Raw genomic sequence first — 12,329 nt, 5'->3', positions numbered from 1 at the left:
CCGAACCGGCAATCTCCTGCGCCCTTCATTGCCCCTATGCAAGGGATGGGGCAAGCTACCGTCCGTTTTCGCCCGAATCCGAACCGCGTGCGCCGAGCCCTCCGCCTGCTTCCCCTGCCTCTGAGCATCGCCATCAGCCTGCCGGTGATGGCCGATGAAAAGCCGCTCAACTGGGGCCTGTGCCCGGCCACCGACGTCATCCCCGCGTTCACCGACGCCCCGACCCCGGTCCCCGGCCAGGACAAGGCCAGCGCCGCCGCCGCGCGCGAGCAGCAGCCGACCGACATCGAGGGTGACCAGCTGCTTGGCACCACCACCGTGCCGCAGTACGAGGGCAACGTGGCGCTGCGCCGGGGTGACCAGTTCGTCGGTACCGACAAGCTCAGCTTCGACACCGAGACCGGCAACTACATCGCCGACGGCAATGTCCGCTACCAGGACGGGTCGATCCGTATGGTCGCCAAGCGTGCCGAAGGCAACCAGGAAAGCGACACCCACAAGATCTCCGACATCAAGTACCAGCTGGTGTCGCGCCGGGGCAACGGCGATGCCGAATCGGTCGACCTGCAGGGCGCGGTCGGCCAGATGCACCGCTCCACCTACACCACCTGCGACCCCTCGCAGCCGGTGTGGAAGCTGTCGGCGCCGCAGATCGAAGTGGACAACGACGAAGGCTTCGGCACCGCGCGCAACGCCGTGCTGCGCATCGGCAAGGTGCCGGTGCTGTGGGCGCCGTACTTCAAGTTCCCGATCGATGACCGCCGCAAGACCGGCCTGCTGTTCCCGCAGCTGGGCATGTCCGGGCGCAACGGCTTCGACTACGCCCAGCCGATCTACTTCAACCTGGCCCCGAACTACGACGACACGCTGACCCCGCGCTACATGAGCCGGCGCGGCCTGCTGCTCGACAACGAGTTCCGCTACCTCTACAACGGCGGCCGCGGCGAGGTGCTGACCTCGTTCATGCCCAACGACCGCCTGCGTGACCGTGACCGCGGCCGGGTGATGTTCACCGGCTACCACAACGTGGACAGCCACTGGCAGGCCCGCGCGAACCTGGCCTGGGTCAGCGACGAGCGCTATGTCGAGGATTTCGCCAACCGCCTGGTGGGGGTGACCGCCTCCAACCTGCAGAGCACGGTGGGCCTGTATGGCACCGGCACGAACTGGACGGCCGGCATCATGGCCGACCGCTGGCAGCTGACCGACTACACCCTCGACGAGCGCGCCCTGCCCTACAACCGCCAGCCGCGCCTGTACTTCAACTGGGACAAGCCGGTCCGTTCATGGCTGGAAACCGGCATCTACGCCGAAGCGGTGCGCTTCACCCACGACGACATCAACTTCAAGAACGCCGTCGGCACCGGCAAGGATCTGCAGTACACCCGCAATGGGGAGCAGTGGACCGACGGCGTCGGTGTCAGCGGTGGTTCGCGACTGGACGTGAAGCCGTATGTGTCGTTCCCGATCAGCGGCGCAGCCTGGTATGTGACCCCGACCCTGGCCTACCGCTACACCGCCTACCAGCTTGATCGCGGCCTGGTGGATGGTGTGAGAGGCATCCAGGCCCAGATCCTGCGCTCGCAGGGCATCGATCCGGCCACGGCCACGCCCGAGCAGCTGCGCGGCAATACCTCGCCCAGCCGCAGCCTGCCGATCGGCAGCATCGACGCCGGCCTGTTCTTCGACCGCGAGACCCGCATCGGCGGCAAGTCGTTCCTGCAGACCCTGGAGCCGCGGCTGTTCTACCTGCGCACGCCGTACCGCAACCAGGACGAGCTGCCGATCTTCGATACGCGTGACTTCACCTTCAGCTGGGGCCAGCTGTTCCGCGATTCGCGCTATACCGGCGCCGACCGCCAGAACGATGCCAACCAGCTGACCCTGGCGCTGAGCACCCGCTTCATCGACCAGACCACCGGCAAGGAGCGCTTCTCGGCCTCCATCGGCCAGATCCAGTACTTCGATGAGTCGCGGGTGACCGTCACCCCCGGCGGTGAGCCGGTGGAAAAGGGCAAGTCGGCCTGGATCGCCGACGGCAACTACATGATCAACGACCGCTGGACCCTGGGCGCCACCTACCAGTGGGACCCGAAGTACAAGCGCGAGGATCTGGCCAGCGTCCGTGCCCGCTACCTGATGCCCAACGACGGCGTGGTCAACCTGAGCTACCGCTACCGCATCAATGCCGGTGCCCTGCCCGGTGCCAACAAGCATGACCGCACCCTGCTGGAGCAGGCCGACCTGTCGTTCCTGTACCCGCTGAATGCGCGATGGAGCCTGGTGGGCCGCTATTACTACTCGCTGCAGGACAAGGAGCCGCTGGAAATCATCGGCGGTGTCCAGTGGGACAGCTGCTGCCTGGCCGTGCGTGTGGTCGGTCGCCGCTATGTCCGCAATCGCGAAGGCGAGATGAACAACGCCATCCAGGTGGAGTTCGTCCTGAAGGGCCTGAGCTCCATCGGCCAGGACACGGACCGCACGCTGCGCCGTGCTATCCTCGGCTACAACCGCGACGACCTCTATCTCGTGCCGCCCACCAACACCGGGGCGACCCGCGATGACTACGATCCGAATCTGATCCCATGACCAAGCGCTTCCCCGTTCTACTCGCCTCGCTGCTGGCGGTGTCCAGCGTGTCCGCCCCCCTGCAGGTGCTTGCCCAGGAGGCGCAGCCGCTCGACCGCATCGCCGCCGTCGTCGATGAGGACGTCATCCTGCAGAGTGAACTGCAGCGTGCGATCGCCAACATCAAGGCACAGTACGCCGGCCGGGAAAACCAGCTGCCGCCGGAAGACGTGCTCAGCCGCCAGGTGCTCGAGCGCCTGGTGCTGGTCAAGCTGCAGGTGGCCCGCGCCCAGGGCAGCGGCATCCGTGTCAGCGACCAGGAGCTGAACCAGGCGATGAATTCCATCGCCCAGCAGAATGGCTCGAACCTGGACGCCCTGCGCCAGCGCCTGGCCCATGACGGCATCGACTTCAACGATTTCCGCGCCTCGGTGCGTGATGAAATCACCGTGCAGCGCCTGCGCCAGAGCTTCGCGCAGAGCCGCATCAGCGTCAGCGAGGGTGAAGTCGACGCCGCGCTGAAGCAGCAGGCCACGGTGGGCAACCAGTACCACCTGGCGCACATCCTGATCGCCCTGCCGGACGGCGCCAACGCCGACCAGATCGCCACCGGCCAGAAGAAGGCCGATGGCGTGAAGGCCCTGCTGGACAAGGGCGAGCTGGACTTCAACGCAGCGGCCGTGCGCTATTCGGACAGCCCCAACGCGCTGGAAGGCGGCGACCTGGGCTGGCGCAGCCTGGATGAAATCCCGCAGGCGTTCGCGCAGATGATGGAAAAGATGAAGCCTGGCGAAGTGGTCGGCCCGATCCGCGGCCCCAGCGGCTTCCAGCTGCTGAAGCTGGTGGAAGTGCGTGATGCCAGTGCCACTGCCGGCGCCAGCACCGTCACCGAGTACCACGGCCGCCACATCCTGGTGCGCGTGGACGACCACCAGACCGACGCGGCCGCCAAAGCCAAGATCGATACCCTGCGTGCCCGCATCGCTGGCGGCGCGGACTTCGAGACCGTGGCCAAGGAGTCCTCCGAGGACAACAACAGCAAGGGCCAGGGCGGCGATCTGGGCTGGTTCCCGGCCGATGCGTTCGGTCCGGCCTTTGGCCAGCAGGTGGCCGGAATCCAGGACGGCGGCGTCAGCCAGCCGTTCCGCACCGATGCCGGTTGGCACATCCTGCAGCGCGTGGCCACTCGCCAGACCGACGTGACCAACGACAACCAGCGTGCCCAGGTCCGCGAGACCATTGGCCGCCGCAAGCTGGAAGACGAGTACAACCGCTTCCTGCAGGAACTGCGTGGCGAAGCCTACGTCAGCTTCCGCAGCGGTGACCGCGCGGAAAACACCGCCACGCCGCCGCAGTCCTGACCGATGCGCCCCGAGCTCGCTCTGGTACCGGGCGAGCCCGCCGGGATCGGCCCGGAGCTGTGCGTCCGCCTTGTCCAGCAGCCGCGTGAAGATTGCCGGCTGCTGGCCTTCGCCGACCCGGACACCCTGCGCGCGGCTGCGGCCGCGCTGAACCTGCCGCTGCAACTGCTGCCCGAGGATGCTGAAGCATGCGTCCCCGGCGACCTGCGCCTGCGCGTGGTGGCCAATGCCGCCCCGAGCCACTTCGGCCAGGCCGATCCGGCCAATGCCGGCGCGGTCATCGGCGCCCTGCTTGGCGCTGGCCAGGCCTGCCTGTCCGGCGAACTGCACGGCCTGGTGACCGGCCCGGTACACAAGGCGGTCATCAACGAGGGCGGCATCGCCTACAGCGGCACCACCGAACTGCTGGCCGACCAGGCCGGCGTGAAGGTGGTGATGATGCTGGCCAACCCCATCGTGCGCGTGGCCCTGGCCACCACTCACCTGCCGTTGCGCGAGGTGGCCGACGCGATCACCGCGCCCAGCCTGGAACACACCCTGCGCACCCTGCATGCCGCACTTCGGCGCGAATTCGGCCTGCCTGCCCCCCGCATCGCCGTGCTCGGCCTGAACCCCCACGCCGGCGAAGACGGCCACCTGGGCCGCGAAGAGCTGGACCTGATCATTCCGCTGATGCAGCGCCTGCGCGCAGAGGGCATGGACCTGATCGGGCCGCTGCCGGCCGATACCGCGTTCCTGCCGGCCAAGCTGGCCGGCTTCGACAGTGTGCTGGCGATGTACCACGACCAGGGCCTGCCGGTGCTGAAGTACTCGGGCTTCGAGCAGGCGGTGAACCTGACCCTGGGCCTGCCCTACCCACGCGTAGCAGTGGACCATGGCACCGCGCTGGATCTGGCCGGCCGCGGCATCGCCGATCCTTCCAGCATGCAGGCGGCAACGACGTTGTGTGCGCAGCTTGCGCGGCAACGTACACTGAGCGCATGAATTCCCCGCATTCCCCCTCCGGCCCGGTGTTCACCGCCCCGGCCAAGAAGCAGCTTGGCCAGCATTTCCTGGCCGACCGCCACTACATCGACAAGATTGTGATGGCGGTCAACCCGAAAGACGGTGACCGCCTGGTCGAGATCGGTCCCGGCCAGGGCGCGATTACGCTGCCGCTGCTGCGCGTGCATCCGAAGCTGACGGTGATCGAGTTCGACCGCGACCTGATCGCGCCGCTGACCGCCGCCGCCGAACCGCTGGGCGAGCTGACCATCGTCCACCGCGACGTGCTGCGCGTGGACTTCACCGAGCTGGCCGCCGGCCAGCCGATCCGCCTGGTCGGCAACCTGCCCTACAACATCTCCTCGCCGATCCTGTTCCATGCACTGGAACATGCCGCGGTGATCCGCGACATGCATTTCATGCTGCAGAAGGAAGTGGTCGACCGCATGGCCGCCGGCCCCGGCAGCAAGGTGTACGGCCGGCTCAGCGTGATGCTGCAGGCGTACTGCCAGGTGACCTCGCTGTTCGTGGTGCCGCCGGGCGCGTTCCGGCCGCCGCCGAAGGTCGATTCGGCCGTGGTGCGGCTGGTGCCGCGCGACCCGGGAACGATCAACATCCTCGATCACAAGCGCTTCGCCGACGTGGTCAAGGCCGCCTTCGGCCAGCGCCGCAAGACCCTGCGCAACGCCCTGAACAACGTGGTGTCCGCCGAGCAGTTCGTTGCCGCCGGCGTGCGTCCCGATGCCCGTGCCGAGCAGCTGGACGTGGCCGAATTCATCGCCTTGGCCAATGCCTCCTGATTACACTGCCGGTATGGAAGACGCTGACGTTTATGCCATCTCCGTCGAAGTCGCACCGCGCTTCCTCGACGATCAATCCGCGCCGGAAGACGGGCGCTATGCGTTCGCCTACACGATCCGCATCCACAACCAGGGGCGTGTTGCCGCGCGCCTGGTCGCACGCCACTGGCGCATCACCGATGCCAACGGCCGTGTCGAGCATGTCGATGGCGACGGGGTGATCGGCGAGCAGCCGCGCCTGCGTCCCGGTGAAGACTTCCATTACACGTCCGGTGTCATGCTGGGGACCGATCACGGGACCATGCAGGGCCACTACGACATGGTCGCCGACGACGGCACCGAATTTGCCGCGCCGGTCGCACCTTTCGTGCTGGCCATCCCGCGTACCCTGCACTGACACGGAGGCCGAACGATGAGTGTGTGGGCGATCGGCGACCTGCAGGGCTGCTATGACGTCACCCAGCGGCTGCTGGAGAAGATCCGCTTCGATCCGGCGCAGGACACCCTGTGGTTCTGCGGCGACCTGGTCAACCGCGGTGGCCAGTCCCTGGAAACACTGCGGCTGGTCCATTCGCTGCGCGAACACAGCGTGGTGGTGCTGGGCAACCACGACCTTTCGCTGCTTGCCGTCGGTGCACGCACCGAAGAGGAACAGCGCAAGGTCAACCCGGACCTGCTGCGCATCGTGCAGGCCGAGGACCGCGACGAACTGCTGGACTGGCTGCGCCTGCAGAAGCTGGTGCACGTGGACCGCGAGCTGGGCTGGATGATGGTGCACGCCGGCCTGGCGCCGAAGTGGACCACGCAGATGGCCGAGAAGCATGCCGCCGAAGTCGAGGCACAGCTGCACGGCGCCGGCTACCGCAAGTTGTTCCGCAACATGTACGGCGACAAGCCGAGCTGGGCACCGAACCTGTCCGGCTACGACCGTTCACGCGCGATCATCAACGTGCTCACCCGCATGCGCTACTGCACCCCGCGTGGGCGCATCGGCATCGAGGACAAGGGCACACCGGGCACGCAGGAACAGGGGCTGTACCCGTGGTTCGAAGTGCCGGGCCGGGTTGAGCGCGACCTCAAGGTCGTGTGCGGCCACTGGTCGGCGCTGGGCCTGACCATCACCCAGGGCGTGCACGCCATCGACACCGGCGCGGTGTGGGGCGGCAAGCTTACGGCGATCCAGCTCGATACCGATGAACTGCGCGTTGTACAGGTGCCGGGCCGCGATGTACCGGCACCGGTGCCCAACGCCCGTCCCCCAGCGCGACCGGCGCACGAGCGCCCGGCTGCATCGGCGCAGGGCAAGGAACAGGGCGGCGGCAACGCTTCGGCCGCCACCCCGGGCAACCGCGGCCCGCGCCGTCGTCGGCGCCGTGGTGGTGGTGGTGGCTCTGCGGGCCCCGGCAACAACAGTCCTCCGCCGCCGGCATGACGCGGCGCGGCTGGGCACCATGGATGGTGCTGCTGACGCTGGCCCTGGCCAGCGGCTGCCAGCCCACTTCGGCCCCGGCCCCCACCGGCGGCGGAAACGCCGACCACACGCCATCGCGACCGCAGGCGCCTTCGCCGCCACTGGTGGCCGCCGCACGCGCGCAGATCGGCGTCACCACCCGCTACGACCCGGCCTATCAGGTCCTGTCGTACCCCGGCGGGGACGTCCCGCTGGATCGCGGCGTCTGCACCGACGTGGTGGTGCGTGCCCTGCGCAGCCAGGGGCTGGACCTGCAGACACGCGTGCATGAGGACATGCGCGGCAACTTCAGCGCGTACCCGGCGATATGGGGACTGTCACGGCCGGACCGCAACATCGATCATCGCCGCGTGCCGAACCTGATGCGCTGGTTCGAGCGGCAGGGCTGGCAGCAGCCGATCACCGCCGCCGCCGCGGACTACGCGGCCGGCGACATCGTCGCCTGGAAGCTCAACGGCAACGGCCTGCTGCATGTGGGCATCGTATCCGACCGGCGGCTGGCCAATGGCACGCCGCTGGTACTGCACAACATCGCGCGCGGCACGCGCGAAGAGAACCTGCTGTTCCAGCACACCATCATCGGGCATTACCGGATGCCGTAGTGGCCGCCCCGGTAGAGTCGACTGTCAGTCGACTATCGCGCGCTACCGGATGCCGCAGTGCTCGCCCCGGTAGAGTCGACTGTTAGTCGACTATCGCGCGCAGTGCGAGGGGTTCAGGGGGAGCGCCAAGAGCAGTCGACTAACAGTCGACTCTACCCCGTCGGTGTTTCCGTCGGTATTCCCGTCGGCATTCCCGTCGGCATTCCCGTCGGCATTCCCGTCGGCATTCCCGTCGGCATTCCCGTCGGCATTCCCGTCGGCATTCCCGTCGGTATTCCCGTCGGCACTTCCGCCCTCAGCGACGCATGTAATGCACGAAGCGGAACGCATACGCGTGGCGCTCATCGGCCGGGTGCGGCTCGCTGCTCACTTCCTGCCACACCGCGGCATCCACCTCGGGGAAGTGGGTGTCGGCAGGGACTTCGGCATCCACCCAGGTCAGGTACAGGTCACTGGCCTGGTCGAGCAGCTGACGGAAGATCTCGCCACCGCCGATGATGCACAGCTCGCTGGCCCCCTCGCCTTCGGCAATCGCCTTGGCTTCGTCCAGCGACGCCACCGCGCGCATGCCCGCGAACGGCACCTGGCCGCTGCGGGTCAGCACCAGGTTGGTCCGCCCCGGCAGCACGCGGCCGATCGACTCGGCGGTCTTGCGCCCCATCAGGATCGGCTTGCCCAGGGTGAGCGCCTTGAAGTGCTTGAAGTCGTCCGGCAGGTGCCAGGGCATGGCGTTGCCCTGGCCGATGCCCCGGTTGCGGTCCAGCGCCACGATCATCGAGAGCTTCATCGCACTCACACCGCCACCGGCGCCTTGATGGCCGGATGCGGGTCATAACCATCGATGCGGATATCGTCGAACTGGAAGCCGAACAGGTCGGTCACCTCCGGGTTCAACCACAACTTCGGCAGCGCGCGCGGTTCGCGCGACAGTTGCTCGCGGGCCTGCTGGAAGTGGTTCGAATACAGGTGCGCGTCGCCCAGCGTATGCACGAAATCGCCCACGCCCAGGCCAGTGGCCTGCGCCACCATGTGGGTCAGCAGCGCGTAGCTGGCAATGTTGAACGGCACGCCGAGGAAGATGTCGCCGCTGCGCTGGTACAGCTGGCAGCTGAGCTTGCCGTCCACCACGTAGAACTGGAACAGGTTGTGGCACGGCATCAACGCCATCTGCGAAAGCTCGCCCACGTTCCAGGCGCTGACCACCAGCCGCCGCGAATCGGGGTTGCGCTTGATCTCGTCCACCAGCCACTGCATCTGGTCGATCTCGCGGCCATCGGCGGTGGCCCAGCTGCGCCACTGCTTGCCGTACACCGGGCCGAGGTCGCCGTTGGCGTCGGCCCACTCGTCCCAGATGCGTACCTGGTTGTCCTTCAGGTAGCCGATGTTGGTGTCGCCCTTCAGGAACCACAGCAGCTCGTGGATGATCGAGCGCAGGTGCAGCTTCTTGGTGGTGACCAGCGGGAAGCCGTCGGCCAGGTTGAAGCGCATCTGCCAGCCGAACACGCTGCGGGTGCCGGTGCCGGTGCGGTCGCTCTTCTCCGCGCCGTGTTCGAGCACGTGCGAGAGCAGGTCCAGGTAGGCCTTCATGCCTTGCCCTCGGCAGCCACCGGCAGCTGCGGCTGCAGCACCGGCGCGCGGCGCGACATCGCCAGCAGCACCAGGCCGAAAGCGATCAGCGGCAGGCTCAGGATCTGGCCACGGGTCAGCCAGTCGAAGGCCACGTAGACGCCGTTGTCGGGCATGCGCACGAACTCCACCGCGAAGCGGAACAGGCCGTACATCAGCGCGAACAGGCCGCCAACCAGGTAACGGTGGCGCGGCTTGGCCGATACGGCCCACAGCACCACGAACATCACCAGGCCTTCCAGGAAGGCTTCATACAGCTGCGACGGATGGCGCGCGAACTGGTTCAGCGCACCGGTGGCGAACTGCGCCTGCAGGGTCGCGTGGTCCAGCTGGTTCAGCGGCGCCGGCAGGCCGGACGGGAACACCACGCCCCACGTACCGTCGGTGTACTTGCCCCACAGCTCGGCACCGATGAAGTTGCCGATGCGGCCAAAGCCCAGGCCCAGCGGCACCAGCGGCGCCATGAAATCCATGGTGTCGAAGAAGTGCAGCGCGTGCTTGCGCGACCACCACCAGCAGGCGCCCAGCACGCCCAGCAGGCCACCGTGGAAACTCATGCCGCCATCCCACACCTTGAACAGCAGCAGCGGGTTGTGCAGGAAATCGCCCAGCGCGTAGAACAGCATGTAGCCGATGCGCCCGCCCAGCACCACGCCGAGCATGGCGTAGAACAGCAGGTCGGAGAAGCCGTTGGCATCGACGCCCGGCAGGCGCCCGGCGGCGATGCGCTTGCGGCCCAACAGCCAGGCGGCGGTGAAGCCCAGCAGGTACATGATGCCGTACCAATGCACCTTGATCGGCCCCAGCGAGAGGGCGATGGGGTCGATGTCGTGGAAATAGATCATGGAAGGTGCCTTGCGGTTGAACGCCTATTCTCGGGCCAGTGCCGCCCCGGCTCAACCAAGGAGCTGGGGCGAGTTCGGCAACGCGTCATCGTTCGACCGCGTCGAGGCCGGAAAGTGCCCTTCCACCAGGCTGGAGACCTCGTCGATCGCATCCTGCAGCGCTTCCACCGGGTTGGACCCGCGCAGGCCCTCGCGCAGATGGGTGCAGACCCGCTGCCACTGCGCCGGGCTGACCCGGCCGTGCAGGCCCCGGTCAGCGACGATCTCGATGGCGTGGTCGGCCAGCAGCAGGTAGATCAGCACGCCGTTGTTGTGGGTGGTATCCCAGGTGCGCAGGCGCGCGAAGGCGTGTTCGGCCGCCTGGCGCGGGGCGACCTTGTGCCACAGCGCGGCCAGCGGCAGGTCCGCTTCCACCGCGAACATCACCTGCCCGCCGTGGCGCTGCTCACCGGCCGCGATGGCCTCGGTGATCGCCTGCAGCGTGGCCGGCGGGAACGCGCGCCGTACCGACGGCGAAAACACATGACGACACAGTCGTTGGATCATCACCAGCCCCCCGAAGCACCGCCACCGCCGGAGCGCCCACCACCACCGCCCCAACCGCCGCCGCCGAATCCACCACCGCCACCGAAGCCGCCTCCGCCGCCCCAGCTGCCACCGCCCCAGCCGCCGCCACCGGCAAAGCGGCCGGGGTGACCGGAGAGCATGGCCACGATCAGGCCCACGACGCCCGCCAGGCCACTGGCCAGCAGGGTTGAGGTGAACAGGAACGCCGCCACCGCTGCACCGGCACCGCCGAGCAGGCCACGCAGCGGTCGCGGCACGCGCGAGAACACGCCGCGCAGGATGCTGCCAGCGAACACGCCGATGAACAGCGCCAGGAACCAGGTATCGCCGCCACCCTCGGGCTCGCGGCCACGCTGGCCGCTGACCGGCGCAGGCAGTGCTTCACCATCGACGATCTTCACCAGTACGGCCGTGGCATCGGTGATGCCGCCGGCGTAGTCGCCGCTGCGGAAGCGCGGCACCAGGTACTCCTGGATGACCCGGTTGGCGATGGCATCGGGAATCGCTCCCTCCAGGCCGTAACCCGGTTCAATGCGCACGCGCCGGTCCTCCTTGGCCACCACCAGCAGCACGCCGTCATCCACACCCTTGCGGCCGATCTGCCATTGGTCGAAAACGCGCGTGGTGTACTGCGCGATGTCTTCCGGTTGCGTCGTGGGTATCACCAGCACCTGCAGCTGGCTGCCCTTGCGCTGCTGGAGCTCCAGCGCCTGCTGTACCAGCGCCTGCTTCTGCGCGGCGTCCAGCGTGCCGGTGGTATCGACCACCGGCGAATCCAGCGCCGGAATCGGCGCCAGCTGCTGGGCGTGCGACGCCAGCGGCAGCCACAGCAGCAGGGCCAGCAGCACGGTGGCCAGGCGCATGGGTCAATTGCCCGGCTGCGGTGCCGGCTGCTGCGGCGGCGCGTTGCCGAAATCGACCGCCGGCGCGTTGGAGATCTGCGCTTCGTTGTCCACGGTGAAGTTCGGCTTGGTCTTGTAGCCGAAGATCTTGGCGGTGATCACCTGCGGGAACGAGCGGATGTAGGTGTTGTAGTCCTGCACCTGCTGGATGTAACGGCCACGGGCGACGGTGACCCGGTTCTCGGTGCCTTCCAGCTGGGCCTGAAGGTCGCGGAAATTCTGGTCCGACTTCAGCTGCGGGTAGTTCTCGGAGACCACCAGCAGCCGCGACAGCGCGCTGCCGAGTTCGCCCTGGGCCTGCTGGAACTGCTTGAGCGAAGCCTCGTCATCGGCGTTGACGTTGATCTGGCCGACGCGCGAACGGGCGTTGGTGACTTCGGTCAGCACGCGCTCTTCCTGGCTGGCGAAGCCCTTCACGGTCTGCACCAGGTTGGGCACCAGGTCGGCGCGGCGCTTGTACTGGTTGATGACCTCCGACCAGCTGGCCTTGACCGCTTCATCCTTCTGCTGGATGGCGTTGTAGCCACAGCCGGACAGCAGGGAGGCCAACAGCATCAGGGGCAGGACGCGGGTGAACAGGCGCATGGCGGAGGTTCCGGGTGG

Annotated in this window: 14 protein-coding genes; 7 read left to right on the top strand and 7 right to left on the bottom strand. The window is 67.6% G+C overall.

Annotation, left to right across the window (positions count from 1 at the left end):
* The first annotated feature begins 87 nt into the window (after positions 1–87).
* From lptD to AC5P88_RS01815, 7 genes are read left to right on the top strand one after another with little or no spacing between them, the layout of a single operon-like run.
* Positions 88–2,589, top strand: coding sequence for an LPS-assembly protein LptD (gene lptD / locus AC5P88_RS01845; protein ID WP_111202429.1), 2,502 nt, complete (start codon positions 88–90; stop codon positions 2,587–2,589).
* Complete coding sequence (locus tag AC5P88_RS01840) at positions 2,586–3,929, top strand: peptidylprolyl isomerase (RefSeq protein ID WP_495224134.1); 1,344 nt, start codon at positions 2,586–2,588, stop codon at positions 3,927–3,929. The genes lptD and AC5P88_RS01840 overlap by 4 nt, the downstream gene beginning before the upstream one ends.
* A gap of 3 nt (positions 3,930–3,932) precedes the next feature.
* Positions 3,933–4,913 (top strand): 4-hydroxythreonine-4-phosphate dehydrogenase PdxA, encoded by a 981-nt coding sequence (pdxA, locus tag AC5P88_RS01835; protein WP_495224133.1) that lies wholly within the window; start codon positions 3,933–3,935, stop codon positions 4,911–4,913.
* Positions 4,910–5,713 carry a 16S rRNA (adenine(1518)-N(6)/adenine(1519)-N(6))-dimethyltransferase RsmA gene (gene rsmA, locus AC5P88_RS01830; RefSeq protein ID WP_495224132.1) on the top strand — a complete coding sequence of 268 codons (804 nt, stop codon included), beginning with the start codon at positions 4,910–4,912 and terminating at the stop codon, positions 5,711–5,713. The genes pdxA and rsmA overlap by 4 nt, the downstream gene beginning before the upstream one ends.
* Before the next feature lie 13 nt (positions 5,714–5,726).
* Positions 5,727–6,110: a Co2+/Mg2+ efflux facilitator ApaG/CorD gene (gene apaG, locus AC5P88_RS01825; protein ID WP_005412297.1), complete on the top strand. Its 384-nt coding sequence runs from the start codon at positions 5,727–5,729 to the stop codon at positions 6,108–6,110.
* A 15-nt stretch (positions 6,111–6,125) separates the two neighbouring features.
* A complete protein-coding gene (locus AC5P88_RS01820) occupies positions 6,126–7,145 on the top strand; it encodes a symmetrical bis(5'-nucleosyl)-tetraphosphatase (protein WP_495224131.1) in 1,020 nt (339 codons plus the stop codon).
* The gene (locus AC5P88_RS01815; RefSeq protein ID WP_495224130.1) at positions 7,142–7,786 is read left to right on the top strand and encodes a DUF1287 domain-containing protein; all 645 of its coding nucleotides are present in this window, start codon (positions 7,142–7,144) and stop codon (positions 7,784–7,786) included. The genes AC5P88_RS01820 and AC5P88_RS01815 overlap by 4 nt, the downstream gene beginning before the upstream one ends.
* Positions 7,787–7,876: 90 nt before the next feature.
* Here the strand turns inward: AC5P88_RS01815 and AC5P88_RS01810 are convergent, their stop codons facing one another.
* Genes AC5P88_RS01810 through AC5P88_RS01780 form a run of 7 tightly spaced genes read right to left on the bottom strand, consistent with a single transcriptional unit; the run spans position 7,877 to position 12,311 of the window.
* Positions 7,877–8,116 (bottom strand): hypothetical protein, encoded by a 240-nt coding sequence (locus AC5P88_RS01810; RefSeq protein ID WP_495224128.1) that lies wholly within the window; start codon positions 8,114–8,116, stop codon positions 7,877–7,879.
* On the bottom strand, positions 8,082–8,573 hold the full coding sequence (locus tag AC5P88_RS01805; RefSeq protein ID WP_495224127.1) for a dihydrofolate reductase: 492 nt from the start codon (positions 8,571–8,573) through the stop codon (positions 8,082–8,084). The genes AC5P88_RS01810 and AC5P88_RS01805 overlap by 35 nt, the downstream gene beginning before the upstream one ends.
* 5 nt (positions 8,574–8,578) lie before the next feature.
* On the bottom strand, positions 8,579–9,373 hold the full coding sequence (locus AC5P88_RS01800; RefSeq protein WP_495224126.1) for a thymidylate synthase: 795 nt from the start codon (positions 9,371–9,373) through the stop codon (positions 8,579–8,581).
* Positions 9,370–10,257, bottom strand: coding sequence for a prolipoprotein diacylglyceryl transferase (gene lgt, locus AC5P88_RS01795; RefSeq protein ID WP_106550119.1), 888 nt, complete (start codon positions 10,255–10,257; stop codon positions 9,370–9,372). Before lgt ends, AC5P88_RS01800 begins: the two co-directional genes overlap by 4 nt.
* Before the next feature lie 51 nt (positions 10,258–10,308).
* The gene (locus AC5P88_RS01790) at positions 10,309–10,803 is read right to left on the bottom strand and encodes a TPM domain-containing protein (protein ID WP_495224124.1); all 495 of its coding nucleotides are present in this window, start codon (positions 10,801–10,803) and stop codon (positions 10,309–10,311) included.
* Positions 10,803–11,687 carry a TPM domain-containing protein gene (locus tag AC5P88_RS01785; RefSeq protein ID WP_495224123.1) on the bottom strand — a complete coding sequence of 295 codons (885 nt, stop codon included), beginning with the start codon at positions 11,685–11,687 and terminating at the stop codon, positions 10,803–10,805. The genes AC5P88_RS01790 and AC5P88_RS01785 overlap by 1 nt, the downstream gene beginning before the upstream one ends.
* A gap of 3 nt (positions 11,688–11,690) precedes the next feature.
* Complete coding sequence (locus AC5P88_RS01780) at positions 11,691–12,311, bottom strand: LemA family protein (protein WP_495224122.1); 621 nt, start codon at positions 12,309–12,311, stop codon at positions 11,691–11,693.
* Positions 12,312–12,329: the final 18 nt, after the last annotated feature.

The sequence above is a fragment of the Stenotrophomonas sp. YJH_SMC_8 genome, from assembly GCF_059371315.1.
The sequence above is the reverse complement of the archived record's forward strand: the minus strand, read 5'-3'. Positions and strand labels throughout refer to the sequence as shown.

What these genes read in the sequence shown, in the direction of transcription:
- AC5P88_RS01840 (WP_495224134.1), top strand. Translation starts at nt 2,586, where the DNA reads ATGACCAAGCGCTTCCCCGTTCTACTCGCCTCGCTGCTGGCGGTGTCC.
- pdxA (WP_495224133.1), top strand. Translation starts at nt 3,933, where the DNA reads ATGCGCCCCGAGCTCGCTCTGGTACCGGGCGAGCCCGCCGGGATCGGC.
- rsmA (WP_495224132.1), top strand. Translation starts at nt 4,910, where the DNA reads ATGAATTCCCCGCATTCCCCCTCCGGCCCGGTGTTCACCGCCCCGGCC.
- apaG (WP_005412297.1), top strand. Translation starts at nt 5,727, where the DNA reads ATGGAAGACGCTGACGTTTATGCCATCTCCGTCGAAGTCGCACCGCGC.
- AC5P88_RS01820 (WP_495224131.1), top strand. Translation starts at nt 6,126, where the DNA reads ATGAGTGTGTGGGCGATCGGCGACCTGCAGGGCTGCTATGACGTCACC.
- AC5P88_RS01815 (WP_495224130.1), top strand. Translation starts at nt 7,142, where the DNA reads ATGACGCGGCGCGGCTGGGCACCATGGATGGTGCTGCTGACGCTGGCC.
- AC5P88_RS01810 (WP_495224128.1), bottom strand. Translation starts at nt 8,116, where the DNA reads ATGCGTTCCGCTTCGTGCATTACATGCGTCGCTGAGGGCGGAAGTGCC.
- AC5P88_RS01805 (WP_495224127.1), bottom strand. Translation starts at nt 8,573, where the DNA reads ATGAAGCTCTCGATGATCGTGGCGCTGGACCGCAACCGGGGCATCGGC.
- AC5P88_RS01800 (WP_495224126.1), bottom strand. Translation starts at nt 9,373, where the DNA reads ATGAAGGCCTACCTGGACCTGCTCTCGCACGTGCTCGAACACGGCGCG.
- lgt (WP_106550119.1), bottom strand. Translation starts at nt 10,257, where the DNA reads ATGATCTATTTCCACGACATCGACCCCATCGCCCTCTCGCTGGGGCCG.
- AC5P88_RS01790 (WP_495224124.1), bottom strand. Translation starts at nt 10,803, where the DNA reads ATGATCCAACGACTGTGTCGTCATGTGTTTTCGCCGTCGGTACGGCGC.
- AC5P88_RS01785 (WP_495224123.1), bottom strand. Translation starts at nt 11,687, where the DNA reads ATGCGCCTGGCCACCGTGCTGCTGGCCCTGCTGCTGTGGCTGCCGCTG.
- AC5P88_RS01780 (WP_495224122.1), bottom strand. Translation starts at nt 12,311, where the DNA reads ATGCGCCTGTTCACCCGCGTCCTGCCCCTGATGCTGTTGGCCTCCCTG.